This window comes from Streptomyces fradiae, from assembly GCF_041270065.1.
GTDB lineage: Bacteria > Actinomycetota > Actinomycetes > Streptomycetales > Streptomycetaceae > Streptomyces.
Map to the genome: position 1 here is coordinate 7,719,856 of NZ_CP065958.1, position 25,939 is coordinate 7,745,794.

Genomic DNA, 25,939 nt, shown 5'->3' on the forward strand with positions numbered 1-25,939 from the left:
GGACGTCCCCCTCTCCCCGCGAAGACGAAGGACGGCATCCGCATGACCACGTACAAGGTCGGCTACTTCGTCGGCAGCCTGTCGGCGAAGTCCATCAACCGGATCCTCTCCAAGGCCCTGATCCGCGTCGCGCCGCGCAATCTCGACTTCCGCGAGATCCCCATCAAGGACCTGCCGCTCTACAACCACGACTTCGACGCGGACTACCCGCCCGAGGGCACCGCCCTCAAGGAGGCCATCGCCGCCTCCGACGCGATCCTCTTCGTCACGCCCGAGTACAACCGCTCGATCCCCGGCGGGCTGAAGAACGCCATCGACTGGGCCAGCCGGCCCTGGGGCACCAACTCCTTCACCCACAAGCCCTCGGCCGTGATCGGCGCATCCCCGGGCAAGATCGGCACCGCCGTCGCCCAGCAGAGCCTGCGCTCGGTGCTCTCCTTCTGCAACTCCCCGCAGATGAACGCCCCGGAGGCGTACATCCAGTTCACCCCGGGGCTGTTCGGCGAGGACGGCGAGGTCAGCGACCCCACCACGCAGCAGTTCCTCACCGACTTCATGAGCGACTTCGAGACCTTCATCGAGCGCGTCCTGACGGTCCTGCCGCCCCGGCGCTGAACGGCGCGCCGGAACGGCAGGAGTGCGCGTGCTCAGCTGCCGGTGACGCTCGGCGCGCCCGTCTCGATGTGGCCGGTGTAGCGGCGCGACCAGGTGCCGTCGATGTCGGCGAGGACCGTGAAGTCGTACCAGCCGTCGGTGTAGGCGACGGCGTTGAAGTAGTCCTCGCGGGACGACTTCGCCGGCACGGTGTACGTCCAGGGGCCGTCCGACCGATAGGCGTCGGAGCGGATGGTGAAGGTGACCGCGGTGGACGCGTTGTTGGTCATCCTGAACCAGATCGCGGTCTTCCCGGTGCCGGGCTCCGTCGCGTAGCGCGCCGCGACCTCGACGTCCTTGCCCGCCTTGGAGGCGTCGCCGATGAAGCGGCGCAGGAAGCGGTTCGGGCCCATCATCGAGATGTCGTACTTCCCGGAGCCCGAGCCGAACCCGATGTTGAAGTAGTCGCTGGCCGTCGTGCCCGGGTCCACCGTGTACTGCCAGGCGGCGGTGTCCCGGTACTGGTGCGGATGGATCGAGAAGTGCGCGGACCGGCGCGCCTCCGTGCCCTGGTTGGTCATCGAGAACCAGGCGAGGATCTTGCCCGCGGCACCGAACTCGAAGCGGTCCAGATTGCCGTTGACCTGGTACGGCACGGAGCGAGCCGGCCGCGTGCCCGGCTCCTGCTGCGGCAGGGCGTTGTCCTGCGGCGCAGGGTTGGGCAGCGGGCCGCAGGTGGACTGGCCGATCACCTTCGCGGTCGACGGCAGGTTCGCCGGCACCCCGTACACCGGGTGCGCGAAGTCGAAGACCCCGGTCAGGTCGCCGCTCACCCGGCGGCGCCAGGCGCTGATGTTCGGGCAGGTCGCCGGGGTGCCGAGGGCCGCCGTCCAGACCTCCATGAAGCGCAGCACCGAGGTGTGGTCGAAGACCTCGGAGCTCACCCAGCCGCCCCGGGTCCACGGCGACATGACGATCATCGGGACCCGGTAGCCGAGACCGATCGGCACCCCGTCGATGTACTCGCCCGCCGTGCCCGGCGGCGCGACCGGCGGCGGCACGTGGTCGAAGAAGCCGTCGTTCTCGTCGTAGTTGAGGAACAGGACGGTGGAGTCGAAGACCTCCGGGTTCGCGGCGAGCGCCTGGTACACCAGGTTCACGAAGTGCGCGCCGTCGCCCGGCGGGGCGTACGGGTGCTCGGAGAAGGCCTCGCTGGCCACCACCCACGACACCTGCGGCAGGGTGCCGGCGACCACGTCGGCGCGGATCGCGGCGGCGATGTCGTCCGGGGTCGAGCCGGTCACCTTCGGCACCGAGCCCATGCCCCGGTCGTACAGCGGGTCGCCCGGCCTGGCGTCGGTGAACTTCTTGAAGTAGGCCAGACCGTTGTCGCCGTAGTTGTCCTGGGCGTTCTGGTAGACCTTCCAGCTCATGCCGGCGCGCTGCAGGGCCTCCGCGTACGTCTCCCAGGTCAGCCCGGACTCCTCGCCGCCGTCCTTGCTGGCGGCGTCGACCTTGCCGCTCCACAGGAAGGTCCGGTTGGGGCCGGTCGCGCTGAGCGTCGAGCAGAAGTAGGCGTCGCAGACGGTGTAGTGGTCGGCGAGCGCGTAGTGGAAGGGTATGTCGCCGCGGTCCAGGTAGCCGAGGGTGCGGGTGTTGCCGACGCCGGTGACCCAGTTGTCGAGCCGGCCCTTGTTCCACGCGGCGTGCTGCGAGGTCCAGCTGTGCGGCAGGTCGCCGTTGCACTGCGCGAGCGTCTCGCCGTCCACGCCGCCGGCCGGGGGAGTGGCGCTCAGCTTCCACGGGTACTGCCGCCCGCCCCAGTTGGGCTGGTTGAACATGCCCCAGCCGCCCGGGATGTTGCCCGCGGCCCGGTCGCCGAAGCCCCGCACACCGCGCAGCCGGCCGAAGTAGTGGTCGAAGCTCCGGTTCTCCTGCATGAGGATCACCACGTGCTTGACGTCGGTGATGTCGCCGGAGGCCGCCTGCGCGGCCGCCGACACCGCCTCCGCCTCCGCGGGTGCCGCGCCGGCCGGCGCCCCCGCCCCGGCGACCAGCCCGGCCCCGAGCCCCGCCCCGATCCCTACGAACCCTCTGCGGCTGATGGGAGTCATGTCCCGCCTCGCCCACCTCTCGTGTCCCGCGGTGCCCCGGTGGCACGCGAGGACAGGATGAGGGAACCGGTCCCAAAGGTATACAGCCGTGCAGTAATCGATGGGTGAACTTCCCGAGGACGGTGAGGTGGTGCTACAGGGAGGGACAAGAGGCCGGGCGGGAATTGGTTCGACCACGAACCAATGTGTGCGGTGGTCCGGTTGTCAGTGGGGTCGTCCATGATGGGCGGCAGGGAGGGGAACATGACGGAGACCATGACGGGGACGTGGACCGGGCTCGGCGAGGTGACGGCGCCGTCGGGGGTGCTCGTGCTCGGCATGGGCGGCTGGATCGACTGCTGGTCCGAGACCGGCCCCCCGCTCTCGGAACGAGCCCGCGAGGCGGCCGCCGCGGGCGGCGGGCAGCTGCGCGACGGGGACTGCGAGGCGGTCGCGGTCCCGGCGCGCCCCGACCGGCCGCTGGCCGTACGGGCGCTCACCGAGTGGTCCCTCTTCGACGAGGTGCCGGTCATCTCCGTCCTGGAGACAGACCTCGGCGTGCCGTGGCCGGCGGGCCACGCCCCGGAGGCCGTACGGCTCGGGGACCTGCCCGTCGACCGGTGCGGCATGGTCGTGGGGGACGCGGTCGCCCTGGACGCGTGGACGGGTCTCGGGGCGCCGTCGGACAACGGGCTCGCCGACCTCGGCTACTGGGGGCTCCATGCGGAGGCCGCGTGGGCGCACTTCGGCGGTGAGCCGGTCGGGCAGCGGTACGAGGGCGGCCCGCGCGGCTGGCTGGACCTGCCCGTCGCGGAGGCCGAGCGGAGAGCCGAGGCACTCGCCGACTGGACCCGTGAACACCACCGGGGCATGGGCCTCGTGTGGTCCGTCGACCCGCACACCGACTACCACCGTGCCCAGCGGGCCGGCTGGGACCACCCGCTGGAGGCCGGCGTGATCGAGGTGGCCGGCTGCCGGGTGCTCGGGATCGGCTGGAATCCTGGGGACCACGCGGCGCGGCACGCGGGAGAGCGCTTCTACGGGCAGGTCTACCCCGTGACCCTCCACCCCGCCGCCGACGGCGGTACCGTCCTGCGCTGGACCATCCCGGCCGGGGAAGACGACGAGCAGCACGACGACGAGCAGGAGGACCGGGCGTGAGCGACGACCCGTATCTGTGGCTGGAGGAGGTCGAGGGCGAGCGCGCCCTCGACTGGGTGCGGGAGCGCAACGCCGAGACGGCGGCGGAGCTCGCCGGAGGAGACGGCTTCGCCGGCCTCGTCGCCGAGCTGCGCGAAGTCCTCGACGCGCCGGACCGCATCCCGTACACCCGGCGGCGCGGACCGTACCTCTACAACTTCTGGCAGAGCGCCGAGCACACCAAGGGCGTCTGGCGGCGCACCACCCTCGACGAGTACCGCACCGACGCGCCCGCGTGGGACGTCCTGCTCGACCTCGACGCGCTCGCCGCCGAGGAGGGCGAGGACTGGACCTGGGCGGGCGCGCAGGTGCTGCGGCCCGCGTACCGGCGGGCCCTGGTGAGCCTCGCGCGCGGCGGCGGCGACGCCGTGGTCGTACGCGAGTACGACCTGGCGGAACGGGCCTTCGTGGCCGACGGGTTCACCCTCCCCGAGGCCAAGACCGACATCGGCTGGATCGACGAGGACCACGTCTTCGTCGGCACCGACGAGGGCCCCGGCTCCCTCACCGCCTCCGGCTACCCCCGCACCGTGCGCCGCTGGCGCCGCGGCACCCCGCTCGACGCCGCCGAGCTCGTCCACGAGGGCCAGGAGTCCGACCTCGTCGTCTCCGCCTGGCACGACCCCACCGAGGGCTTCGAGCGCGACTTCGTCGTCCGCTACCGCGACTTCTGGCACCACGAGACCCATCTGATCGACGACGACGGCGAGCTGCGCCGCCTCGACCTGCCCGAGGACGCCGACAGCTCCGTGCACCGCGAGTGGCTGCTCGTCACCCCCAAGGCGCCCTGGCTCGGACAGCCCGCGGGCGCGCTCCTCGCCTTTCGCTTCGACGCCTTCCTGGCCGGGCGGCGCGAGCCCGAGGTGCTGTTCACGCCCGACGACCGCACCGCGTTCGCCGGACACTCCTGGACCCGCAACCATCTGATCGTCGAGACCCTCCAGGACGTCGCCAGCCGTCTGCACGTCCTCACCCCGCCCGCCGACCCCGCCACCGCCGGCACCGGCACCGGAGCCGGCTGGAAGCGCCAGGAGCTCGCCGACATCCCGCCGCTCTCCTCGGCCGCCCTCACCGACACCGACCCCGACACCGGCGACGAGTACTTCCTGTCCGTCACCGGCCACCTCGTCCCGCCCACCCTGCACCGCGGCGAGATCGGCGGACCGGGCGAGACCATCAAGCAGGCCCCCGAGCGCTTCGACGCCGACGGCCTGGAGGCCCGGCAGTACTTCGCCGTCTCGGCCGACGGCACCCGCGTCCCGTACACCGTCGTCGGCCCCGGGGACCGGCAGGACCCCCGGCCCACCCTCCTCAACGGGTACGGCGGCTTCGAGGTCTCCCTCACCCCCTCGTACGACACCGTGCGCGGCCGCGCCTGGCTCGCCCGCGGCGGCACCTTCGTGGTGGCCGGCATCCGGGGCGGCGGCGAGTACGGGCCGCGCTGGCACCGCAGCGCCCTCAAGGCCGACCGGCCGCGCGCCTACGAGGACTTCGAGGCCGTCGCCCGCGACCTGGTCGCCCGGGGCATCACCACGCCCGAGCAGCTCGGCATCACCGGCGGCAGCAACGGCGGCCTGCTCATGGGCGCCATGCTGGTCCGCAGCCCCGAGCTGTTCGGCGCGATCGTCGCGCACGTGCCGCTGCTCGACATGCTGCGCTTCCACCGGCTGCTGGCAGGGGCCAGCTGGATCGCCGAGTACGGGGACCCCGACGACCCGGCCGACCGGCCGCACCTCGCCGCGCTCTCGCCGTACCACCGGCTGGCGGCGGGCCGGCCCTACCCGCCGGTCCTTCTCACCACCTCGACCCGCGACGACCGGGTGCACCCCGGACACGCCCGCAAGGCCGCCGCCCGGCTGCGCGAGCTCGGCCACCGGGTGCTGCTGCACGAGACCCTGGCCGGCGGCCACGCGGGGGCCACCGACCACGAACAGACCGCGTACAACAGCGCGCTTGAGCACACCTTCCTGTGGCGGACCCTCGGAGGCCGCGACAGCTGACTCAGACCAGGGCTCCGTCGCGAGCCACCACCCGGCCCGCCCGCACCACGAGCTCACGGCGCGGCAGGTCCACCACGGCCTGCGGCAGGCACTCGCCCTCCACCAGCATGAAGTCGGCGGGCGCGCCCGCCCGCAGGTCGGCGCGGGGCAGTCCGAGCAGCTCCGCGCCGCCGTGCGCGGCCAGCTCGAAGCAGGCCTCGAGGTCCTCGTCGAGGCGGGCGTCGAGGGCCCAGCCGGCCAGCCACGCCCGGTGCAGCATGTCGGCGTTGCCGAACGGACTCCAGTTGTCCCGCACCCCGTCCGAGCCGAGGCCGACCCGCACCCCGCGCTCGGCGAGCCGCCGGAACGGCAGGATCGTGACGGCGGACAGCGCGACCGTGGTCAGCGACACCCCGGCGTCCGCGAGCAGGTCGGCCGTCTCGTCGAGCTCGCGGCCGGACAGCTGGGCGACCGCGAAGGCGTGCGCCACGCTCACCCTGCCCCGCAGGCCGAGCGCCTTGGTGCGGGCGGCGATGTCCCGGAGCGGGACCAGACCGGTCTCGCCGCGGTCGTGCAGATGGATGTCGAGGCCGAGACCGTGCCGTTCGGCGAGCCCGAAGACCGCGCCCAGCTGGTCGCCGTCGGCGGCCTTCGGGTCCCCGGTCGCGTCGAAACCGGCCGGGTCGATCCCGCCGACATGGGTGATCAGCCCGCCCTCGGCCGCCTCCGCGAGCAGTTCCAGGGTGCCCGGCTCCCGGACCACGCCGTGCTGCGGGAAGGCCACGAGCTCCACGTCCACGATGCCGCGCAGCCGCTCGCGCGCCTCGGCGATGCCCGCCAGGCCGGACAGGCCGAAGGCCGGCGCGACGTCGGCGTGCGCCCGCATCGCCCGGGTGCCCTGGGCGGCCGCGTGGGCCATCAGGCGGTACGCGCGCTCGCCCACCGGCGTGGGCAGCGCCCGGGACAGCTCCACGTCCCCGGCCACGAACCCGGCGATGCCCTCCGCCGCCCGGCGGCTGTACCAGGACTCGCCCCACGAGGTCTTGTCCGGGTGGATGTGCGCGTCGACCAGAGTGGGCAGCGCCATCCGGCCGCCGCCGTCGACCACCTCGACCGCGGTGCCGTCCGGTACGGCGTCCACCAGCACCCCGTCGACGGCGACCAGGTCCGTGACCGGGCCGCCGAGCGGGCGGACCCGGCGGAAGACGGTGGCGGTGCGAGGAGACGCGGCGGACGTGGCGGATGTGGCGGACAGGGAGGTCGGGGAGGACAGGGAGGGCACGGGCGGACTCCTCGGCTCGGGGGCGGCGCGGGCGCACACGAAAGGGCGCCCACTTGGTATACCGTTTTTTGTATACCAAATGAGCGCCCGCGAGGAGCGGAAGCGCCGGCTACTGCAGCGGGGCCATCGGCGAGACCTGCGCCATCGGAGCCATCTGCCCGCCGTTCGGGCCGAGCCCGGCCGGCGGCATCTGGATCACGCGGCTGAGGTCGCGCATCACCTCTTCGGCGGTCCGCCGGACCTCACCGGGCACGTCGCCCTGCTCCCGTATGAGCTCGGCGTAGATCGGGGCGGTGGTGTCCGCGTAGTTCATTGCGCTCGCTTCCTCGGCTTCTGCGACGTCCTTCGGGCGGCGAGTCTACGGGGCCCCGCCCCGGCCGAGGGGCCGGGTCCGGAAGCCGGACGCCCGCCTGGACAGCCGCCCGGCAGGGGAGCTCGTGCCCTTTTCCACCGGTATCGGAGGCCCCGACCGGCCCCGGCCGTCCCGGATCGGTCACGGACCGGTCGCGGTCCGCTCCGGCCCGCGCCGCCGGGATGTGTCCTATCCCTCGCCCCCGCCGCAAGATCGGCCCGCCCGCTAATTCGCTGGTCGGCGCGGCGGGCGCACAGAAGAATGGGCCTCCTTGAACACGGGAGGGAACCCATGAGCCAGGCGCACCTGACTCTCGACGCGCTGCTGCCGCCGGACGAACTGGCGGCGGCGGTCGCAGCAGGCCACGTGACGCGCAAGCCGCACCCCGAGCTGCCGCTGTCCATCTACACGTACACACGGGCCTGCCAGTACGAGGGCGTCTGGAACCGGGTCACCGTCCGCTGCCGCGGCCTCGTCGCCGACGACCGCACCGGCCGCGTCGTCGCCCTGCCGCTGCCCAAGTTCTTCAACGTCTCCGAGCACACCCACGGCCGCGCCTACGCGCCCGCGCTGCCCGACGAGCCCTTCGAGGTGTACGACAAGGTCGACGGCAGCCTCGGCGTCCTCTTCCACTACGAGGACCGCTGGCGCGTCGCCTCCAAGGGATCCTTCACCAGCACCCAGGCCACCTGGGCACAGCGCCGCCTCGACGCCGCCGACACCTCGGCGCTCGTCCCGGGCACCACGTACCTGATGGAGATCCTCTACCCGGAGAACCGGATCGTCGTGGACTACGGCGACCGCCGCGACCTCGTGCTGCTCGCCGCCTACGGCCCCGACGGCACCGAGACGCCGCTCGCCGAGGCCGCCGGCGCCTGGCGGGGCATCGGCTCGGTCGTCACCCTGCACCCGCCGATGGACCTCGACGCCCTGCTGAAGCTGACCGCGTCGAACACGCTGCCCGACGGCAGCGCCGCCACCGGCACCGACGCCGAGGGCTTCGTGCTGCGCTTCGCGTCCGGCGTCCGCGCCAAGGCGAAGATCGCCGAGTACGTGCGGCTGCACAAGGTCGTCACCGGAGTCACCGAGCGCGACATCTGGCGCGGCCACGGCATCCAGCGCTTCGCCGGCACCTCCGCCAAGATCCTGGCGAGCGGCCTCGGCCTGTCCATGGCCGAACTCGGCGGCATCCGCGCCGACGGCGGCCGCCCGCTCGACGCGCTCCTGGAGCAGGTGCCCGACGAGTTCGACGCCTGGGTGCGGTCCGTCGTCGAGCGCCTGGAGACCGAGTTCGCCGCCCGCGAGCAGGCCGTCGACGCGGCGTACGCCTCGCTCGCGCACCTCGCCGGCGACCGCGCCGCCTTCGCCCGCGCATCGCGCGCACTGCCCGACCGGCAGCTGCGCTCCGCGATGTTCCTGCGCCTCGACGGGCGCCGCACCGACCTGATGACTTGGCGCGCGCTGCGCCCCGAGAACGCCGACCCGTTCGCCACCGACGAGGAGAACTGACCGTGCCCGTGGTCCATGTGATGACCGGACTGCCGGCCTCCGGCAAGACGACCGCCGCCCGCGCCCTGCAGGAGCGGTCCGAGGGCCGGATGCGCCGGGTGAACCTCGACGACCTGCGCGGGATGCTCGACCTGCCCGGCGGCACCACCGGCGGCGACCGCCGCTCCCGCGCCCACGAGCAGACCGTGCTCGGCATCCAGGACGCCGCGATCCGCGCCGCCGTCGACGACGGCTTCGACGTCGTCGTCGACAACACCCACCTCACCCCGCACATCCCGCGGCGCCTCAAAGCGGCCCTCACCGGCCGCGACGCGGTCTTCGTCGTGCACGACTTCACCGACGTGCCCGTCGAGGAGTGCGTGCGCCGCGACGCCGCCCGCGAGCGGCCGGTCGGCGAGGAGATCATCCGGATCCTCGCCGACAAGCACACCAAGGCTCGCCGCGGCGGCTGGCGGCTCACCGACGCCTGGCTCAACGAGCGCCCCGGCGTCACCCCGTACGTCCCCGACCCCGCACTGCCCAGCGCCGTCCTGTGCGACATCGACGGCACCCTCGCGCTGCGCGGCGACCGCGGCCCGTACGACTTCACCCGCTGCGACCTCGATCTGCTCAACCCGCCCGTGCGCGACGCGCTGCGCGCCTTCCGCGCCGCGCACCGGGACCGGATCGTGCTGCTCTCCGGGCGCAGCGAGGACCACCGGGAGCTCACCGAGGCCTGGCTCGCCCGCCACGAGGTGCCGTACGACGAGCTGTGGATGCGCGGTTCCGACGACGGGCGCTCCGACGACCTCGTCAAGGCCGAGCTCTTCGACGCGCACGTCCGGTCGCGTTACGCGGTGCGCGTGTCGCTCGACGACCGCGACCGGGTGGTCGCGGTGTGGCGCCGGATGGGCCTGCCGACCTGGCAGGTCAACTACGGCAACTTCTGAGCACCGGTCGTGACCCCCGGTCGCGGGCGGCCCTGGAGTCGTGGACCGGCCTCGGTCGCGCGGCGGAGGCCGCCTGCGACCGGGGCCGGATGCCGGGCCGCCGGGCGCCGTCCTAGGGTGGTCATCGGCCCACCGGCTCGCGACCGACCGCCCGACCGAGGAGATGTACTCGCGCATGATCCGCCGCACCGACGAGGTCGAAGACCTCATGCACCGCTTCCCGCACGTCCCGAAGGAGGCGGTGATCAAGGAGGACCTGCTGCGCGGCGGCATCGCCTTCGACGACTCGGCCCTCACCGACTCGGGCGACGAGGCGGCCGGCGAGGTCAAGCCGAAGTCGTACTTCATCTTCTCCTTCGACCACCGCACCCTGCCCGAGCTCGGCCAGGCCGCCCTGCGCCGCCCGCCGGAGGAGATCGTCCTCACCGGCGGCCCGTACGAGCTGCGCCGCACGGTCGTCTCGGTGCGGGTCAACCCCGCCTCCCCGTACCGCGTCGCGGCCGGCGACGACGGCATGCTCGGCCTCTACCTCGACGGGCGCCGGATCGCCGACGTCGGCCTGCCGCCGATGCCGGAGTACTACCGCCACACCCTCTCCAGCGGGAAGTCGGTGATGGAGGTCGCTCCCACCATCCAGTGGGGCTACCTCATCTATCTGACGGTCTTCCGGGTCTGCCAGTACTTCGGCGCCAAGGAGGAGTGCCAGTACTGCGACATCAACCACAACTGGCGCCAGCACAAGGCCGCCGGCCGCCCCTACACGGGCGTGAAGGACGTGGAGGAGGTGCTGGAAGCGCTCGCGATCATCGACAAGTACGACACGGCCGGCGCCTCCACCGCCTACACCCTCACCGGCGGCGCCGTCACCTCCCGCGTCGGCGGCAAGGACGAGGCCGACTTCTACGGGCAGTACGCGCAGGCCATCGAGGAGCGCTTCCCCGGCCGCTGGATCGGCAAGGTCGTCGCCCAGGCGCTGCCCAAGGCCGACGTGCAGCGCTTCAAGGACTACGGCATCCAGATCTACCACCCCAACTACGAGGTGTGGGACAAGCGGCTGTTCGAGCTGTACTGCCCGGGCAAGGAGCGCTACGTCGGCCGCGACGAGTGGCACCGCCGGATCCTCGACTCGGCCGAGGTCTTCGGGCCGCGCAACGTCATCCCCAACTTCGTGGCCGGCGTGGAGATGGCCGAGCCCTTCGGCTTCACCACGGTCGACGAGGCCATCGCCTCCACGACGGAGGGCCTGGAGTACTTCATGTCGCGCGGCATCACGCCCCGCTTCACCACCTGGTGCCCCGAGCCCACCACCCCGCTCGGCAAGGCCAACCCGGCCGGCGCGCCCCTGGAGTACCACATCCGCCTCCTGGAGGCCTACCGCGCCACGATGGAGTCCAACGGCCTGAGCTCGCCCCCCGGCTACGGCCCGGCCGGCCCCGGCCGCGCGGTCTTCTCGGTGAGCTCGTTCATGGACAGCCTGCCCGCCGAGGACTGATCGGGAGAAGCGTCAGAGGTGACGTGGGCGGTGTCATGCACAGGCTTTAGCATGACCGCCCATGGGAACGAGTGAGGACGACAGACCGCTGGTGGACGGGCGGTTCCGGCTGGTCGGCCGACTGGGCAGCGGCGGCATGGGGACGGTGTGGCGGGCGCGGGACGTCGCCCTCGACCGGGACGTCGCCCTGAAGGAGGTCCGGCCGCCGGACCCGGCCGTCGAGGAGGCGAGCCCCGGCTTCACCGCCCAGCTGCGCGAGCGGGCGCTCCGCGAGGCCCGCGCCCTCGCCCGGCTCTCCCACCCGCACGTCGTGACCATCCATCACATCGTCGAGCCGGGCGACGGCGCCCACCCGTGGATCGTGATGGAGCTGGTCCCCGGCCGGTCGCTCGCCGACCGGCTGGCCGACGGTCCTATGGCGCCCGCCGAGGCCGTCACCCTCGGCCGCCAGGTCCTGTCCGCGCTGCGCGCCGCCCACGCCGCCGGCATCCAGCACCGCGATGTGAAACCCGCCAACGTCCTGCTCCGTGAGGACGGCAGCGCCGTCCTCACGGACTTCGGCATCGCCGCCTTCAGCGAGACCACCTCGCGGCTCACCTCCACGGGCGACGTCATCGGCTCCGCCGAGTTCATCGCCCCGGAGCGGCTGCGCGGCGAGGAGGGCAACCCGGCCTCCGACCTGTGGTCCCTCGGCATGCTCCTGTACGTGGCGGCCGAGGGCCACCACCCGCTGCGCCGCGCCACCAGCCTGGCCACGGTCGTCGCCGTGCTCGACGACCCGATCCCCGCGCCGGTACGGTCCGGGCCGCTGGCCCCGGTCCTCGCCCAGGTCCTCGTGCGCGACCCGGCGGCCCGGCCGGACGGCGCGCTCCTGGACCGGCTGCTCGCGGAGGCCGAGGCGCCCGAGACCCCGACCCCGGCACCGACCCCGGGCGCTGTTCCGGCTCCGGCACCGGCACCGGCACCGGCTCCCGTTCCGGCACCGGCCGGGTTCGGGGCGCCGTACGCCCACCCCGCCTACGGCACCCCGGCTTCGCCCGCTCCGGCGCCCGGCCCGTCCCCGTGGGGCGCGCCGACCGCTCCGGCGGCCCCGCCCCGTACCCGTACCACCGCCACGGCCGGCCGCCGGGCCGTGCTGGTCGCCGGAGCCGCGGTCCTCGTCACCGCCGTGGTGCTCGGAGTGGTGCAGCTGCTGCCCGACCGCGGCGACGGCACCGACGCGGACGCCGGCGCCAAGGGCGGATCGACGCCGTCGACGGCGGCCCGTACGCCCGGCGGAGGCACGACCGGCACCCCCACCCGGACGCCCACCGCCACCCCGACCGGCTCCGCCGCCCCCGCGCCGCAGGGCAGCCTGCTCACCCCGGCCAACGTACGGGCGGTGCTCAAGGCGTTCCGCGACGCGACCGGCACCACCACCATGAAGGAGTTCAACGTCTACGAGGAGCACGCGTCCGCCGAGATCCCGACCAAGCCCGGGGCGAAGACGTACGACAACTACGCGTACCGCGACGGCGTCGTCACGAAGACCGGCCCCGGCGGGACCATCGACGCCCCGGACGAGCAGCCCTTCGACGTCGCCGCGATGGCCTGGGACACGCTGCCCGCGCTGATCGCCCGGGGCGAGCGCGAACTGAACGTCGAGAACCCCTCGCAGCGCTATGTGATCGTCGACCGCTGGACCTTCAACGAGGACCGGCCCTCGATGCGCTTCTACCTCCTCAACGCGTACCACGCGACCGGCTATCTGGTGGCCGATCAGAAGGGAAAGGTCGTGGACACGTACGCGGCGGACTGAGCCGGGCCCTTCCGCGGTGAATCATGGACGGGCGCGGAGCCGCCGGGCCGCGCTCCCCTCGCGGAAGGAGCCTGACGCGGATGCGTACGCTGCTCGTGGACGCGGCCCGCGCACTGGTCCCGCCGAAAGGGGACCGGCACGGCCCGCTGCCCCCACTGCTCCTCGCCCTCACGGTGCTGACCGGCCTAGTGGACGCGGTCAGCTTTCTGGGCCTCGGTCACGTCTTCGTCGCCAACATGACGGGCAACGTGGTGTTCCTCGGCTTCGCCCTCGCCGGCGCCCAGGGACACTCCGTCCTCGCCTCCGGCGTGTCGCTCGCCGCCTTCGTCACCGGGGCGGCGGCCGGCGGCCGTTTCGGTGGACGGCTCGCCGCGCACCGCGGGCGCCTGATCGCCGGGGCGATGACCGTGCAGGCCGCGCTCTTCGCCGCCGCGCTCGTCGTGTCCGTGGTGGTCGGCAGCCTGGAGGGAAGGCCCGCCCGCTTCCTGGTGATCGTGCCGCTCGCCCTCGCGATGGGGCTGCAGAACTCCGTCGCCCGCCGGCTGGGCGTCCCGGACGAGACCACGACCGTGGTGAACCAGACCCTCACCGGCCTTGTCGCGGACACCGCCCAGGTCGGCGGAGCGGCACACCGCCGCGGCCGCCGCGCCCTGTCGGTGATCGCCCTGTGCCTGGGCGGACTGACGGGCGGTCTGCTCCTGTTCGGCTCCGGTATTCCACTGGTCCTCGGCGTCGGCCTCGGCCTGCTCGCGACGGCCGCCGCCGTGCTGTGGCGGCTCTCGACCCCGGACGCGGTGTGGGCGACCGCCCCCTAGCGAGAGGGGAGAGCTAGCGGCGGACGGGGGTGTCCCGTACCGGGTGCTTGCTGAGGATCGAGACCCGGTTGAAGGCGTTGATGGTGATGGCCACCCAGATCACCGCGGACAGCTCGTTCTCGGTCAGCGCCTCCCGTGCCTCGGCGTAGGCGTGTTCCTGGGCGAGGGCGTCCGCCGGGTGGGTGGTCGCCTCCGCGAGGGCGAGCGCGGCGCGCTCGCGCGGGGTGAAGAGCTCGGTGTCGCGCCAGGCGGCGAGCACGCCGATCCGGCGGGTGGTCTCGCCGGCGCGGAGCGCGGCGCGGGTGTGCACGTCCAGGCAGTACGCGCAGCCGTTGAGCTGCGAGACCCGCAGGTTCACCAGCTCCACCAGGACGCGGTCGAGGCCCGCCTCGGCGGCGGTCGTCCGGACGGCCTCGGCCGTCTTCACGAGCGCCTGGTAGGCGGCGGGGCTCTGCTTGTCGACGTACACCCGCTGCTCGCTCACCGTCTGCTCCCTCGCCGTCGTCCCGGGTTGTCCTCGGGACTATTATCACCCATGATTGTTGAATCGGAAACTATCTTGTTCGGTGAGAGGGGTCGGGAATGGGTGCCAACGAGGTCGAGGTCCTCACGGCCCGGGACGTCCCGCTGGGCGGCCCGCGCGCCATGACCGTACGACGGACCCTGCCGCAGCGGTCGCGCACCCTCATCGGCGCGTGGTGCTTCGCGGACCACTACGGCCCCGACCTGGTGGCCGAGTCCGGCGGCATGGACGTGGCCCCGCACCCGCACACCGGGCTGCAGACCGTGAGCTGGCTGTTCACCGGCGAGATCGAGCACCGCGACAGCCTGGGCACCCACGCGTACGTCCGCCCGGGCGAGATCAACCTCATGACCGGCGGCCACGGCATCAGCCACTCCGAGGTCTCCACCCCCGAGACCACCGTCCTGCACGGCGTCCAGCTCTGGCTCGCCCTCCCCGACGCCCACCGCCACACCCCGCGCGCCTTCCAGCACCACGCCCCGAAGCCGGTCCGCGTCGACGGCGCCGAACTCCGGGTCTTCCTCGGCACCCTGGCCGGCGACACCTCCCCGGTCCGCACCTTCACCCCGCTGCTCGGCGCCGAACTCCTCCTCGACCCCGGCGCCACCGTCACCCTCGACACCGAACCCGCCTTCGAGCACGGCCTCCTCGTCGACGAGGGCGACATCCGACTCGACGCCACCGTCCTCCACCCCACCGAACTCGGCTACACGGCCCCCGGCCGCACCTCCCTCACCCTCACCAACACCTCCCCGCACCGCGCCCGCGCCGTCCTCCTCGGCGGCACCCCCTTCGGCGAGGAGATCATCATGTGGTGGAACTTCATCGCCCGCACCGACGCCGAGATCCGCCAGGCGAGGGAGGACTGGATGACCGGCGACCGCTTCGGCGAGGTCCACGGCTACCCGGGCGACCGCCTCCCGGCCCCGGAGCTCCCCACGACCCCGCTCAAGGCCCGCCGCAACCCGCGCTGACCCGGGGGTTTCGGTCATCTATGCTTCTGAGCGGCCACGAGGCGATGGACCACATGACGCCGATCATGAAGATCCTGGGGAATCGAGTGACCGCCGCAACGTGCCCGGGCGGTGCGGGTAGCCCGGCTCTCGCCGCGAACAGAAATCCCAGGGAGAAGTGAGGTATGTCAGTGATCTGCGTCGGAGGCATGATCGGGATCGGCAAGACGAGCGTGGCCGAGCTGCTCGCGAAGGAGCTCGGCAGCCACGTCTTCTACGAGACCGTGGACGACAACCCGATCCTGCCGCTCTTCTACACGGCGAGCCCCGAGGAGATACAGGCGAAGCGCTACCCCTTCCTGCTCCAGCTCTACTTCCTGCAGACGCGGTTCGCCGCGATCAAGGAGGCGTACAAGCAGGGCGACAACGTCCTCGACCGGTCCATCTACGAGGACTGGTACTTCGCCAAGGTCAACCACGACCTGGGCCGCATCAGCTCCCTCGAGATGCAGGTGTACGAGGGGCTGCTGGAAGAGATGATGCGCGAGATCGACGGCCTGCCGTACCGCAAGGCACCCGACCTCATGGTCTACCTCAAGGCGGACTTCGAGACCGTGCTGCACCGCATCGGGCTGCGCGGCCGTGACTTCGAGCAGGACGAGGCCCTCGTCGAGTACTACCGCACGCTGTGGTCCGGTTACGACGACTGGGTGCACAAGCACTACTCGGCCAGCGACGTCCTCGTCATCGACATGAACCGCACCGACGTCGTGAACAACCCCGACGACGCGGCCCGCGTGGCGCAGGAGGTCAAGGACGCCCTGGCCGCCGCCAGGTGCCGCGCCTGACGCCGTAACACCTAGGATGTCGGCCGTCCGGGCGGATGCGCCCGGACGGCAGTTCCTACGGGGGAGAACATCGGTGTTCGGAATCATCAGGCCGTGCCGCCATCGCCTGGGCGAGGGCCTGCGGGTCGAGTGGATGGCGCATCTGTGCGGGCTGTGCCTGGCGCTGCGCAGCGAGTACGGGCAGTTCGCGAGGGTCGCGACCAACTACGACGGCCTGATCGTCTCGGTGCTGACCGAGGCGCAGTCGGAGCGCACCGGGGACTGGCGGCGCGGAGCGGGCCCGTGCCCGCTGCGCGGGATGCGGTCGGCGGACGTGGCGCAGGGGGAGGGCGCGCGGCTGGCGGCGACGGTGTCGCTGGTGCTCGCCGCGGCGAAGATACGTGACCATGTGGCCGACGGCGACGGTCTGTTGGGGCGCCGCCCGGTGGCCCTTGCGGCGCGCCGGATCGCCCACGGCTGGGACCGAGCGGGCGCCGCGGGCGGCGAACGGCTCGGCTTCGACACCGCCGTGCTGCTCGGGGCGGTCGAGCGTCAGCCGGAGGTCGAGCGGTCGACCGGCCACGGGGGCTCGCTGCTTACGGTCACGGAGCCGACCGAGACGGCGACCGCGGCCGCCTTCGCGTACACCGCGGTGCTCACGGACCGTCCGGGCAACGCCGAACCGCTGGCGGAAGCGGGCCGTCTGTTCGGCCGGCTCGCGCATCTGCTGGACGCGGTGGAGGACCTGGACGCGGACCGGGCGTCGGGCGCGTGGAACCCGATCGCCGTGACCGGCGCGGACCGCGCCGAGGTGCGCCGGCTGTGCGACGACGCCGTCCACGGCATCCGACTCGCCCTGTCCGACGCCGTGTTCGTCGACGGACGGCTGGTACATGCGCTGCTGGGTGGCGAGTTGGAACGTGCCGTCGACCGGGTCTTCGACCCCCGGCATCGCCACCACCAGCATCGGCACCAGCACCAGCAGCAGCCGGGGCGGCGGGCGCGGGGCCTGCGCATCGTGCCCTGGCTGGGACGTCGTACGCCGACGGAAACGCCCGTGGAATCTGCCCCGCAGACCGGTGAAGGTGCGGCCTGCGGCGTCGGGGCGATGGCCTCGGGCCGGCCGCAGGAGGGGCAGTGCCGGCGGTGTCACGAGTGGCGCAGGCTGTGCCCGGACTGCCGGCTCTGCTACAGCTGCTGCCGCTGCAGCGACGACGACGGCACGGACGACGGTGAGCCCATACAGTTCGGCGACGGCAACAGCGGCGGCGGTTCGAGCCGGGACGGTTCCGGCGGCGACGGCTGGTTCGGCGGGCGGGGCGGCGGCAACTCGGGCGGCGGCTCGGGTGGTTCGGGTGGCGGGCACGGGTTCGGCGGCTCCGGTGGTTCCGGCGGTGGGTCGGGCGACGGCTGTGGCGGCGGTGGTGGCGGCTGCTGCAACCCGTGCAAGTGCTGCTGCGACTGCTGCGACTGAACCGGGTCTCCCGCCACTGCGCGGGGCGGCCGCCTACCGCTTGTCGTCCCGAAGCCACGCCAGCTTCTCCTCGGCCGCCTGCTCGCGGGGATGCCCCGGCCCGTAGATGCGCCGGTAGTCGCGGACGCAGCGGTCCAGGAGCGCGGTGGCCTCGGCGTACCGCCCCACGTCGATCAGGACGTTGGCGAGGTTGTCCCGGGTCGACACGGTGACCGGGTGGTCCTCGCCGTTCAGGGCGACCCGGCCGGCCAGGACGTCGCGCAGCACCGGGACGGCGTCCTCGTACCGCTCCATGGCGTGCAGGACGGCGGCCAGGTTGTTGCGCGCCGTGAAGGTGTTCTCGTGGTGGGGTCCCACGGTCGCCTCGAAGGACCGGATGACGGCCCGGAGCTGCGTCTCCGCCTCGGCGTGGCGATTCAGCCGTACGAGCACGGCACCCAGGTTGGCCCGGGCCGCCGCGGTGCGCTCGTGGTCGGGACCGTAACGCCGCTCAAGCCGGGGCACGAGGCCGCGCAGTGCCCGCTCCGCCTCCTGATGGCGGGCGCACTTGATCAGCGAGGCCGCGTGGGAGTTGGCGGCGGTCAGCACGTCCGGATGGTCGGGTCCGAGCAGCCTGGTGCGCCGCTCGAGCACGTCCCGGGCCAGCGGTTCTGCCTCGGGTGCGCGCCTGAGGTCCTCCAGGACGACCGCGAGCCCGGCCGCGCTGCGCAGGGTGTCGGGGTGATCGCGCCCCAGGGTCTCCGACTGCCCGCGGAAGGTGTCGCGCCAGGCCGATTCGGCGAGTTGCAGCTGACCGGTCCTGTGGAGCAGGGCGGCGAGTTCGGCAGAGGTGCGCAGGGTCTCCGCGTGGTGGGGGCCCAGGACCGTCCACTGGCCCCGGGCCACCTGCTGGTAGTACGCCACCGCCTCCTCGCCGCGACCGGGCGTCGAGCCCAGCACGCGGGCCAGTTCGCGTACGGCGTCGAGCGCGTCCGGGTGCTCGGGGCCCAGCCGTTCGATGGCGGCGCGGGCGCGCATGGTGTGCCACTCCTCGGGGGAGATCTCGACCCGCACGATCTCCTGCTCGGGACCGCCGTCCGTCACCTCGGTGAGGGTGATGTGCCCGCCGACCGGCCGTCCCTGTCCCTGCTCTTGTCCCTGTTCCTGCCCCTGCCCCTGGCGCTGTCGCTGCTGCTGTTCTTGATCTTCCTGGGCGGCCTTGCGCCGCCACCACCGGCTCATCGCGACTGTCTCCTTCGGTCGGGGGCGCCTCAGGCGCCCGCGTGTACGTGGGCGGCCCACAGGCTCGGGCTGGCGGCGAACGCGGCCCGGCACTCCCGGACCGCCTGGTGCAGCGCGGCCGCCGTCCGGCTGTCGTCAAGGGCCGGCCCGCCGTCGCCGTCGTCGGTACGAAGCCGCCGGTAGAGGAGGCGGGTGACACGGACCGCCACGACGTCGTGCACCGGCCAGAGCGTGCCGACGGCCTGGGGATACCCCGCGAGCTGGAAGGCGGAGGTGATGTGGATGGACTCGTCGGCCAGGTGCCCGTCGGCGCGCGCCGTTTCGCAGGCCGAGAGCACCACGAGCCGCGCGGCCGGCAGGTCGAGCCGGGCGATCTGCCGGACCGTCAACGGCCGGGTCGGATGGTCGTGCACCAGGAGCCGGCCCGCCGAGGGGGCGGCGGGTTCACTGACTCCGTGGCAGGCGAAGTGGACGCACGGGTGATCCGGCAGGGCGGCCATGACCCGGTCGAAGGTGGCCTCCTCCCCGTACAGCACATCGGTCGGCAGCAGCGCGCGCAGCGTCTCCGCCTCGCGTCGTGCTCCGCCGAGCGGCCGGGCTCCTGGCGTGTCGGGGAGCGCGACGGCGAGGAGCCGGCCGGCCGGGCGCGGGGCGGCGGCCCGGTCCCGGGCGTACCGGAGCGCCCGGACGGTCGGCGTGTAGGAGGAGACCACCCGGTCCATGACGGTCCGCGGTGCCGGCCCCGGCTCACTCGTACCCTGCGGTACGACGTCGACGGCCTCGTCATGGTGGCCTGCCGCGTGCAGGGGCAGGGCGGCCAGCGTCCCGCCCGGCGACCACCACAGCCGGGGCAGCTCGCCCCCGTCCCCGCCCCCGGCCCCGGGAACCACGGGAGCACCGGAGAGGCCGAGCCGGTCGAGTACGGGGCCGGTGACGTGGTCCCAGGTCCACGCCAGGACCTGGGCGACGGTCCGCTGGGCGGCCTTGTCGCGGGCGGGGTCCATCGCGTCGGCGAGCGCGCGCCGGAGCCGGTCGGCCTGTGCGCCGACCGCGTCCGGCGTTGCCTGCGGCAGGGGTACGAGCAGGACGCCCTCCGGACGCAGGACGAGGGCGTCGCTGCGGTAGCCGCTGCAGTAGGCGAGCACCACCGGGCCGTCCTGCGCGCACGCGAGCAGCGCGTTCTCGTCCGGTGCGCCGAGGAAGTCGGCGAAGCCCGGTGCCCGGCGGATCTCCGCCACCAGCTCCTCTAGGCGGCTCGCCAGGGTGTGCCGCTGGTCCGCGGTGGCGGGCGGCAGCCGGCCCAGAGCCGCTTCCGCCGCGTCGACGGCTTCGAGCGCGTCGAGCCGGTCACGGATCGAGACGAACCGCTCGGCGAGACCCGGATGGGCGCCGCGCAGCCGCCCGATCCCGTCCCGGGTGTCCATGGCCCGGCTCAGCAGGACGCCCCGGCCCTGTTCCAGGAGCGACACCGCGTGCTCCGCACGCCCCGCGTTGACCGCGCAGGCGGCGGCCTCGGCGGCGAGCCCCCGCACCCGGGACAGGCCGCGCTCCTGGTCGCCGCGGGCCAGCCGGCCGGACGTGGCGAACGGCAGGAGCTCCAGGGCCGCTTCATGGCCGCGCAGCGCCTCGCTCCAGCGGAGGCCTGCCGCCGCGGCGGCTCCCCAGTCCCAGGCCGCGAGAACCCGCTCGTAGGCGGGCAGGGTCCTCGTACCGGCGGCCTGCCGGTAGGCGTCCTCGGCGGCCCGCAGCACGGCCGGGTCGCCGTCCTGGTGGTGCAGGGCGCGTAACGCGTCGCCGTACGTGTGCAGATAGGTGCCGTGGGCCGGATCGCCCTCCGGGGCGGACCAGACGGCGCGGCCCAGGTCGCTGACCGCCTGCTCAAGCAGCCCTTCGCGGGGGCTGTGGTGATGCTTCGTCAGGCGCGTGGATCCGAGGTTCGAGAGGACGAGCGCCAGTGCCGGATCGCCGTACGGGATGTGCCCGGCGGCCTCCTCGAGGAGGGCGGCCGCCTCGTCGAGGTCCGCCACGTCGGGGTGTGCCGTTTCGGGGTTCGTCACGTCGAGGTTCGTCACGTCGGGGTCCGCGACGCCGGGGTCGGCCGTCGCGGGGTCCGTCCTGTCGGCGCGCCCGCCGAACCGTCCGCGCAGGGCGTTGGCCAGGTGGTTCAGCCGGTCCGCGCGGACCGCTCCGGTCCGCGGGGCCAGGGCCAGGGCGCGACGGGCGGTGTCGACCGCCTCGTCGGCGGCGGCCGGGTCGCCCGTCGCGCCGTGCCAGCTCTGCAGCACCACGCCGAGGTTGGCGAGGCGGGCGGCCTGCGCGGTGGGGGAGGCGGGAGCCGCGTCGAGCGCGGTCCGGGCCAGTCGGGTGGCTTCCCGGAGGGATTCCAGGTCGCCCGTCTGCAGGCCGCGCTCCCGCAGGGTGACGGCGAGATTCGCCAGGGTGTCGGCGTACGGGCCGGTGCCCGGCCGCTGCTGGGCCAGGGCGGACCGGAGGACGGCGATCGCCTCGTCGAGCACCGTCGCGTCCCCGGTCGACTGGGCCAGCCGGTGCAGGGTGTTGCCGAGGGTGTTCATCCCCATGGCCCGCTCGGGGGCGCCGGCGTCGTACAGCGGCAGGGCCTCGCGCAGCAGCTGGACGGACTCATGGAGCAGCCCGGGATCGCCGTTGCCCTCGGCGGCCAGCCGCAGGGCGACGGCCAGACCGGCGAGCCGCGCGGGGTGTTTCGGGTGGCCGGCCCGGCTCTCGGCCAGGGCGGTGCGGTGCACCTCCAGCATCTCGGCGCGGTGCGCCTCGTCGGTGTCGTGATCGTGCCGGCTGCGCAGTCCCTGGGAGAGGTTCGCAAGGACGAGCGGGCGCACCTCGCTGCCCGGCGGGCTCTCCCGCAGGGCCGTCCGCCACTGGTCCAGGGCCTCGCGCAGCGCCGCGGTGTCGCCGCTGTGCAGATAGGCGCTGTGCAGCGCCGTGGCGAGGTTGTTGCGGTAGCCGGGCCGGTCGGGCGAGCCGGGCGGCAGGATCTCCAGCGCGCCCCGCAAGGCGCTCGTCGCCCGCGCGAGATCCGTCCCGTCGGCGGTCCCATCAGGCGTGTCGTCGGCTGGTCCGGCCCGCCGGGAGACCTCGCCGCCGCGCGCGCCGTTGTCGTGCCGCTCCTGCAGGGCCTCGCCGAGCGCGGCCAGCGTCTGCGCGCCGGTCGTGGCGTCCTGCGGCAGGCCGGCCGCCCGGTCGAACAGCTCGACCGCCCGGTCGAGATCGCTCGCCCGCCCGTAGAGGTCGAAGCATCGCCGGTACGTCAGGGCGAGGACGACCACGTCCTGAGGGCGCACAGGATCGACGGACACCCGTTCATGACCGAAGGCGACCAGCGCGCTCAGATCACCGGCGTCGAGGGTCAGTTGCCACCGCCGGTGCAGGGCGATCAGGAGATTTCCGGCGCGGCCCGGCACGGAGGCGTCGCCGGGCTCCGTGGCCGCGAGCTCCCGGCGGTACGACCGGATGGCCTCGTCGAGCGCGTCGCGGTCGCCCGTTCTCAGATGGCGCAGCAGCAGTTGATCGCCACCGGGCCGTGTGCCGCCGGGTCCTCCGGCTCCCGTCGCATCCGCCGCGCTGACCACGACCACCCCCGGTTGACGCCGCCCCGGACCGTACGTCCTCCGCACCCTCCGCGCGTCCCGCGCCCTCGCGAGTCCCCGCACGTACCGGCCTGTGTTCACGATAGCCAAGAAGCCCTCGGATCGCCGGGGTTGGGACATACAATCGGCGCCAAGCGGCAAGCGGCGTCCGAGGGGGAGCGGGAGCGTGGCGAACACGGCCGACGGAGCGACGAACACGGACCCGGGCGACGCACGGCTGCAGGAGCTCTGCCGCCGGCTCGCGGATCCCTCGTCCTCACCGGAGTTCGACGCGCTCGGCGAGCCGGGGGCGCGGCTCGTCGAGGCCATCGCCGCCGCCCTGCGCGACGGCCGTTCCCTCCAGCAACTCGGCGATCACCTCGACGAGTTGGAAGAGCTGTTGCTGGCCGCGGGCCACAGCGCCGGACTCGGCTCGTACCGTACGACGCCCCCGTCCACCGGCCCCGTGTTCCAGAGTCTGCCGGTGGCGGGACCGGCGCATCCCGCGCTGTACTTCCTGGCCTGTCCCGCGGGCCGGTGCGGTCGCGTGGAGGCGCCGGACGACGGCGCCCCCGATCAGCCCGCCTGCGGCCTCCTCGGCCGACCGCTGAACCCGCTGTCGCTCCGGTGACCAGCGCCTTCCTCAGCGCGCTGGGGGGCCGGATCGCGGAGCGGTGGCTGACGCTGCTCGCACTGCCCGGACTGCTCTTCGTCGCCGCCGTCACCACGGCGACGGTGCTCGGCCACGAACACGCGGCCGACGTGGGGAAGTTGCGGACCTGGCTCGACACGCTCGCCGCCTCCCCCGCGTCCCGGAGCATCGGCACCGTCGCCCTCGTGGCCCTGGGGGTGCTGCTCGTCGCGGCCGCGATCGGCGCGGCCGCCCAGGCCCTCGGCGCCGGGGTGGAGCTCCTCTGGTGCGCCGAGCCCCGCGGGCACCTCCTGCGGCGCCTCGCCGACCGCCGGCTGCGCAGATGGCGGGCCGCCGACGCCGCGTTCCGCGCCGCCCTGGTCACGGCCGGCCGGGCCCGTCTCGCCGGGGCGGACGACGCCGACCGGCTCGCCGGGCTCGCGGAGAGCCGCTTCGCCGAGCGGGACCGCATCGCCGCCGCCTCGCCTCGCCACCCCTTCGGCATGGGCGACCGGCTCGCCGCACCCGGGCAACGGCTGTGGCGCGCCTACCGCCTGGACCTGGCGGCGGCCTGGCCCCGCCTCTGGCTCCTCGCAGCCGACGGCACCCGCGCCGAACTGCACGCCGCCCGCCTGAGGTTCGGCGCGGCGGCGCGCCTGTGCGCCTGGGGCGGCGGGTATCTGGTCCTCGGCGTGTGGTGGTGGCCGGCCGCCCTGATCGGCATCGCCTCCGTCGCCGTCGGCCTGCACCGCGGCCGGGCCGCCGCCGACGCGTTCGCCGAACTCACCGAGGCCCTCGCCGACCTCCATGTCCGCGACCTGGCGGCCGCCCTGGGCATCGACTCCGCGGCGTCCCTGGACCGCGCGCTCGGCGAACGCCTCTCCCGGGTTCTGCGCAAGCCCGGCTGAGGCCCCCGTATCACCGGCACCGGCACCGGCACCGGCCCTGACACGGGCCATGGGAGTCCTGGGCCCCTCGGTGGCGGCCGTCACCACGAGCCGGCTGGTCACGGGGACACGCGTCGGCGAAGCGGTCGTCCTCTCGTACACTCTCGAGTTCAAGGTCATCCTGCTGGGCCTCCTCGTCGCGGCCCTCGCCGAAGCCTTCCGCCGTGGCGCGAGGCTTCGCGCCGCCACGGAAGGGCTCGTCTGATGCCACCGGATGAGGACTACCGCATCGCGGTCCGCCTGGACCGGTTGCCGGCGGACCGGGAGATGACCCTGGCACAGCCGGCGACCCGGGTCGGCGTCATGGTGGTCAACCTCTCGGTGCGGAAGAACGGGCGCGCGAAGGCGATCCGCTTCTCCACACTCAGCGCGATCTGCCGGGAACTGGACTGCCGGCCGGGTGACCTGCTGAGCTTCGAAGGCCCCTGAAATCGGGGCCGCGCCGCCCCGCGGAATTCCGGGAGAGGGAGGAGAGACGACATGAACGAGTCCGTCGGCGAGTCCGGGCTTGAGCGGATCGATCTGGGCGAGGTGCCGTACACCGAGGCGAGCGAGGAGATGAGGGGCTGGGTCGAGCGGCGGCGGGCCGGGGAGATCCCGGACCGGCTGGTCCTGCTGACCCACCCGCCGGTCATCACGTACGGCTCGCGCACGCCCGTCGACCAGCTGCCCCGCGCCGACTCGCCGATCCCGCTCGTCGAGGTCGACCGCGGCGGCCAGGCCACCTACCACGGGCCGGGCCAGCTCATCGGCTACTTCGTGCTGCACCTGGGGGAGCGCGGGCCCGGTGACGTGGTGCGCTGGGTGGAGAACGGGCTCGTCGCCGCTCTGGACTCGCTCGGCTTCGAGACCGTACGGCGCGACACCCCGCCCGGCGCCCAGAGCCTGGTCGGCGTGTGGACGCCCCGCCACGACAAGCTCGTCTCCATCGGCATGCGCATCCGCAACAAGGTGACGAGCCACGGCTTCGCCCTCAACATCTCCTCCGACCTCGACGAGTTCACCCGCTTCACGGCCTGCGGACTGCCCGAGGTCGCCATGACCTCACTGGCCGAGATGGCCGCCGAACAGGGCCGGCCCGCACCCACGGAGGCCGCCGTCCGCGACGCCGTGGCCCGCGCCTTCGGTGCGGTCGCACCCGCCACCGCCGGGCCCCGGCACGGCTGACCCGTTCCCGTACGCACACAATCTGACCCCCACATCCCACCCCCCACTCCCACCCCAACCCCCGGTCACCACAGGAAGGTTCCTCATGACCCAGCCCGCAGGCACCCCCGTCGTCCGCCTAAACGAGCCCCGGCACCGTTACGAGATCCTGGTCGACGAACAGCGCGCCGGGCTCACCGCCTTCCGGGACCGCGGCGAGCAGCGCGTCTTCTTCCACACCGAGGTCGACGAGGCGTACGCCGGGCAGGGCCTGGCCTCGATCCTCGTCGAGCAGGCGCTGAACGACGTGCGCGCCACCAAGAAGCGGATCGTGCCCGTCTGCCCGTACGTCGCGAAATTCCTGAAGAAGCACGAGGAGTACGCCGACATCACCGACGCGGTGACGCCCGAGGTCCTGGAGTGGCTGGACGTCCAACTCGCCGGCCGCTGATCGTCACCGACGGCCGCTGCCTCTCGTCGGCACGAACCGGCCCGGGCCCGGACCCCGCAACTTGCAGCAATCCCCTGCAAGATCTTGCGCGGCGGTCCGGGCCGCTGTTTGACTGCCC

23 protein-coding genes are annotated in these 25,939 nt (G+C 73.6%); 17 read left to right on the top strand and 6 right to left on the bottom strand.

The genetic code is table 11. From position 1 onward, the window contains the following. Positions 1-42 precede the first annotated feature (42 nt). Positions 43-615 carry an NADPH-dependent FMN reductase gene (locus tag JAO84_RS35035; RefSeq protein WP_265863337.1) on the top strand — a complete coding sequence of 191 codons (573 nt, stop codon included), beginning with the start codon at positions 43-45 and terminating at the stop codon, positions 613-615. Positions 616-647: 32 nt separating this feature from the next. Here JAO84_RS35035 and JAO84_RS35040 read toward each other — a convergent pair whose 3' ends face one another. Next, the gene (locus JAO84_RS35040) at positions 648-2,708 is read right to left on the bottom strand and encodes a phosphocholine-specific phospholipase C (RefSeq protein ID WP_370416480.1); all 2,061 of its coding nucleotides are present in this window, start codon (positions 2,706-2,708) and stop codon (positions 648-650) included. A gap of 243 nt (positions 2,709-2,951) precedes the next feature. On the opposite strand from JAO84_RS35040, the gene JAO84_RS35045 reads away from it, so the two are divergent. After that, positions 2,952-3,848 (top strand): hypothetical protein, encoded by an 897-nt coding sequence (locus JAO84_RS35045; protein ID WP_370416481.1) that lies wholly within the window; start codon positions 2,952-2,954, stop codon positions 3,846-3,848. Next, positions 3,845-5,887: a prolyl oligopeptidase family protein gene (locus JAO84_RS35050; protein ID WP_370416482.1), complete on the top strand. Its 2,043-nt coding sequence runs from the start codon at positions 3,845-3,847 to the stop codon at positions 5,885-5,887. Before JAO84_RS35045 ends, JAO84_RS35050 begins: the two co-directional genes overlap by 4 nt. A 1-nt stretch (position 5,888) precedes the next feature. Here the strand turns inward: JAO84_RS35050 and JAO84_RS35055 are convergent, their stop codons facing one another. Next, positions 5,889-7,148: an amidohydrolase gene (locus tag JAO84_RS35055; RefSeq protein WP_370416483.1), complete on the bottom strand. Its 1,260-nt coding sequence runs from the start codon at positions 7,146-7,148 to the stop codon at positions 5,889-5,891. Between the two features lie 109 nt (positions 7,149-7,257). Beyond that, a complete protein-coding gene (locus JAO84_RS35060; protein ID WP_265863711.1) occupies positions 7,258-7,461 on the bottom strand; it encodes a hypothetical protein in 204 nt (67 codons plus the stop codon). A gap of 330 nt (positions 7,462-7,791) precedes the next feature. Here JAO84_RS35060 and JAO84_RS35065 point away from each other — a divergent pair, with 330 nt between their 5' ends. The 5 genes from JAO84_RS35065 (at position 7,792) to JAO84_RS35085 (ending at position 14,043) form a co-directional block, all read left to right on the top strand. Then, positions 7,792-9,009, top strand: a complete 1,218-nt coding sequence (locus tag JAO84_RS35065) for an RNA ligase (protein WP_370416484.1) — start codon at positions 7,792-7,794, stop codon at positions 9,007-9,009. A gap of 2 nt (positions 9,010-9,011) precedes the next feature. Continuing rightward, positions 9,012-9,938 carry an AAA family ATPase gene (locus tag JAO84_RS35070; protein WP_265863330.1) on the top strand — a complete coding sequence of 309 codons (927 nt, stop codon included), beginning with the start codon at positions 9,012-9,014 and terminating at the stop codon, positions 9,936-9,938. Between the two features lie 175 nt (positions 9,939-10,113). Next, complete coding sequence (locus JAO84_RS35075; RefSeq protein WP_370416485.1) at positions 10,114-11,430, top strand: radical SAM protein; 1,317 nt, start codon at positions 10,114-10,116, stop codon at positions 11,428-11,430. Between the two features lie 61 nt (positions 11,431-11,491). After that, positions 11,492-13,228, top strand: a complete 1,737-nt coding sequence (locus JAO84_RS35080) for a serine/threonine-protein kinase (protein ID WP_370416486.1) — start codon at positions 11,492-11,494, stop codon at positions 13,226-13,228. An 80-nt stretch (positions 13,229-13,308) separates the two neighbouring features. Further along, positions 13,309-14,043 (top strand): YoaK family protein, encoded by a 735-nt coding sequence (locus JAO84_RS35085; RefSeq protein WP_370416487.1) that lies wholly within the window; start codon positions 13,309-13,311, stop codon positions 14,041-14,043. 13 nt (positions 14,044-14,056) lie between these two features. Here JAO84_RS35085 and JAO84_RS35090 read toward each other — a convergent pair whose 3' ends face one another. Beyond that, positions 14,057-14,527: a carboxymuconolactone decarboxylase family protein gene (locus JAO84_RS35090; protein WP_370416488.1), complete on the bottom strand. Its 471-nt coding sequence runs from the start codon at positions 14,525-14,527 to the stop codon at positions 14,057-14,059. Between the two features lie 98 nt (positions 14,528-14,625). Here JAO84_RS35090 and JAO84_RS35095 point away from each other — a divergent pair, with 98 nt between their 5' ends. The 3 genes from JAO84_RS35095 to JAO84_RS35105 all read left to right on the top strand — a co-directional run bounded on the left by JAO84_RS35095 (position 14,626) and on the right by JAO84_RS35105 (position 17,820). Beyond that, a complete protein-coding gene (locus tag JAO84_RS35095) occupies positions 14,626-15,540 on the top strand; it encodes a pirin family protein (RefSeq protein WP_370416489.1) in 915 nt (304 codons plus the stop codon). Positions 15,541-15,704: 164 nt separating this feature from the next. After that, on the top strand, positions 15,705-16,367 hold the full coding sequence (locus JAO84_RS35100; protein ID WP_370416490.1) for a deoxynucleoside kinase: 663 nt from the start codon (positions 15,705-15,707) through the stop codon (positions 16,365-16,367). A 73-nt stretch (positions 16,368-16,440) separates the two neighbouring features. After that, complete coding sequence (locus tag JAO84_RS35105) at positions 16,441-17,820, top strand: DUF5685 family protein (protein ID WP_370416491.1); 1,380 nt, start codon at positions 16,441-16,443, stop codon at positions 17,818-17,820. A 33-nt stretch (positions 17,821-17,853) separates the two neighbouring features. Here JAO84_RS35105 and JAO84_RS35110 read toward each other — a convergent pair whose 3' ends face one another. Then, positions 17,854-19,041, bottom strand: a complete 1,188-nt coding sequence (locus JAO84_RS35110) for a tetratricopeptide repeat protein (protein WP_370416492.1) — start codon at positions 19,039-19,041, stop codon at positions 17,854-17,856. A gap of 29 nt (positions 19,042-19,070) precedes the next feature. Continuing rightward, positions 19,071-22,649: a CHAT domain-containing protein gene (locus JAO84_RS35115; protein ID WP_370416493.1), complete on the bottom strand. Its 3,579-nt coding sequence runs from the start codon at positions 22,647-22,649 to the stop codon at positions 19,071-19,073. Between the two features lie 184 nt (positions 22,650-22,833). On the opposite strand from JAO84_RS35115, the gene JAO84_RS35120 reads away from it, so the two are divergent. From JAO84_RS35120 to JAO84_RS35145, 6 genes are all read left to right on the top strand, one after another. After that, on the top strand, positions 22,834-23,277 hold the full coding sequence (locus tag JAO84_RS35120; RefSeq protein ID WP_370416494.1) for a hypothetical protein: 444 nt from the start codon (positions 22,834-22,836) through the stop codon (positions 23,275-23,277). After that, on the top strand, positions 23,274-24,185 hold the full coding sequence (locus tag JAO84_RS35125; protein ID WP_370416495.1) for a hypothetical protein: 912 nt from the start codon (positions 23,274-23,276) through the stop codon (positions 24,183-24,185). The genes JAO84_RS35120 and JAO84_RS35125 overlap by 4 nt, the downstream gene beginning before the upstream one ends. A 49-nt stretch (positions 24,186-24,234) precedes the next feature. Further along, positions 24,235-24,429: a hypothetical protein gene (locus tag JAO84_RS35130; RefSeq protein ID WP_370416496.1), complete on the top strand. Its 195-nt coding sequence runs from the start codon at positions 24,235-24,237 to the stop codon at positions 24,427-24,429. Then, positions 24,429-24,653, top strand: a complete 225-nt coding sequence (locus JAO84_RS35135) for a helix-turn-helix domain-containing protein (protein WP_370416497.1) — start codon at positions 24,429-24,431, stop codon at positions 24,651-24,653. Before JAO84_RS35130 ends, JAO84_RS35135 begins: the two co-directional genes overlap by 1 nt. A gap of 51 nt (positions 24,654-24,704) precedes the next feature. After that, complete coding sequence (gene lipB, locus JAO84_RS35140; protein WP_370416498.1) at positions 24,705-25,391, top strand: lipoyl(octanoyl) transferase LipB; 687 nt, start codon at positions 24,705-24,707, stop codon at positions 25,389-25,391. 85 nt (positions 25,392-25,476) lie between these two features. After that, a complete protein-coding gene (locus JAO84_RS35145) occupies positions 25,477-25,821 on the top strand; it encodes a GNAT family N-acetyltransferase (protein WP_370416499.1) in 345 nt (114 codons plus the stop codon). Positions 25,822-25,939: the final 118 nt, after the last annotated feature.

Bases quoted from the DNA above. Each gene is read 5' to 3' on its own strand.
- JAO84_RS35035 (WP_265863337.1), top strand. From the start codon at position 43: ATGACCACGTACAAGGTCGGCTACTTCGTCGGCAGCCTGTCGGCGAAG.
- JAO84_RS35040 (WP_370416480.1), bottom strand. From the start codon at position 2,708: ATGACTCCCATCAGCCGCAGAGGGTTCGTAGGGATCGGGGCGGGGCTC.
- JAO84_RS35045 (WP_370416481.1), top strand. From the start codon at position 2,952: ATGACGGAGACCATGACGGGGACGTGGACCGGGCTCGGCGAGGTGACG.
- JAO84_RS35060 (WP_265863711.1), bottom strand. From the start codon at position 7,461: ATGAACTACGCGGACACCACCGCCCCGATCTACGCCGAGCTCATACGG.
- JAO84_RS35065 (WP_370416484.1), top strand. From the start codon at position 7,792: ATGAGCCAGGCGCACCTGACTCTCGACGCGCTGCTGCCGCCGGACGAA.
- JAO84_RS35075 (WP_370416485.1), top strand. From the start codon at position 10,114: ATGATCCGCCGCACCGACGAGGTCGAAGACCTCATGCACCGCTTCCCG.
- JAO84_RS35080 (WP_370416486.1), top strand. From the start codon at position 11,492: ATGGGAACGAGTGAGGACGACAGACCGCTGGTGGACGGGCGGTTCCGG.
- JAO84_RS35085 (WP_370416487.1), top strand. From the start codon at position 13,309: ATGCGTACGCTGCTCGTGGACGCGGCCCGCGCACTGGTCCCGCCGAAA.
- JAO84_RS35095 (WP_370416489.1), top strand. From the start codon at position 14,626: ATGGGTGCCAACGAGGTCGAGGTCCTCACGGCCCGGGACGTCCCGCTG.
- JAO84_RS35100 (WP_370416490.1), top strand. From the start codon at position 15,705: ATGTCAGTGATCTGCGTCGGAGGCATGATCGGGATCGGCAAGACGAGC.
- JAO84_RS35110 (WP_370416492.1), bottom strand. From the start codon at position 19,041: ATGAGCCGGTGGTGGCGGCGCAAGGCCGCCCAGGAAGATCAAGAACAG.
- JAO84_RS35130 (WP_370416496.1), top strand. From the start codon at position 24,235: ATGGGAGTCCTGGGCCCCTCGGTGGCGGCCGTCACCACGAGCCGGCTG.
- JAO84_RS35135 (WP_370416497.1), top strand. From the start codon at position 24,429: ATGCCACCGGATGAGGACTACCGCATCGCGGTCCGCCTGGACCGGTTG.
- lipB (WP_370416498.1), top strand. From the start codon at position 24,705: ATGAACGAGTCCGTCGGCGAGTCCGGGCTTGAGCGGATCGATCTGGGC.
- JAO84_RS35145 (WP_370416499.1), top strand. From the start codon at position 25,477: ATGACCCAGCCCGCAGGCACCCCCGTCGTCCGCCTAAACGAGCCCCGG.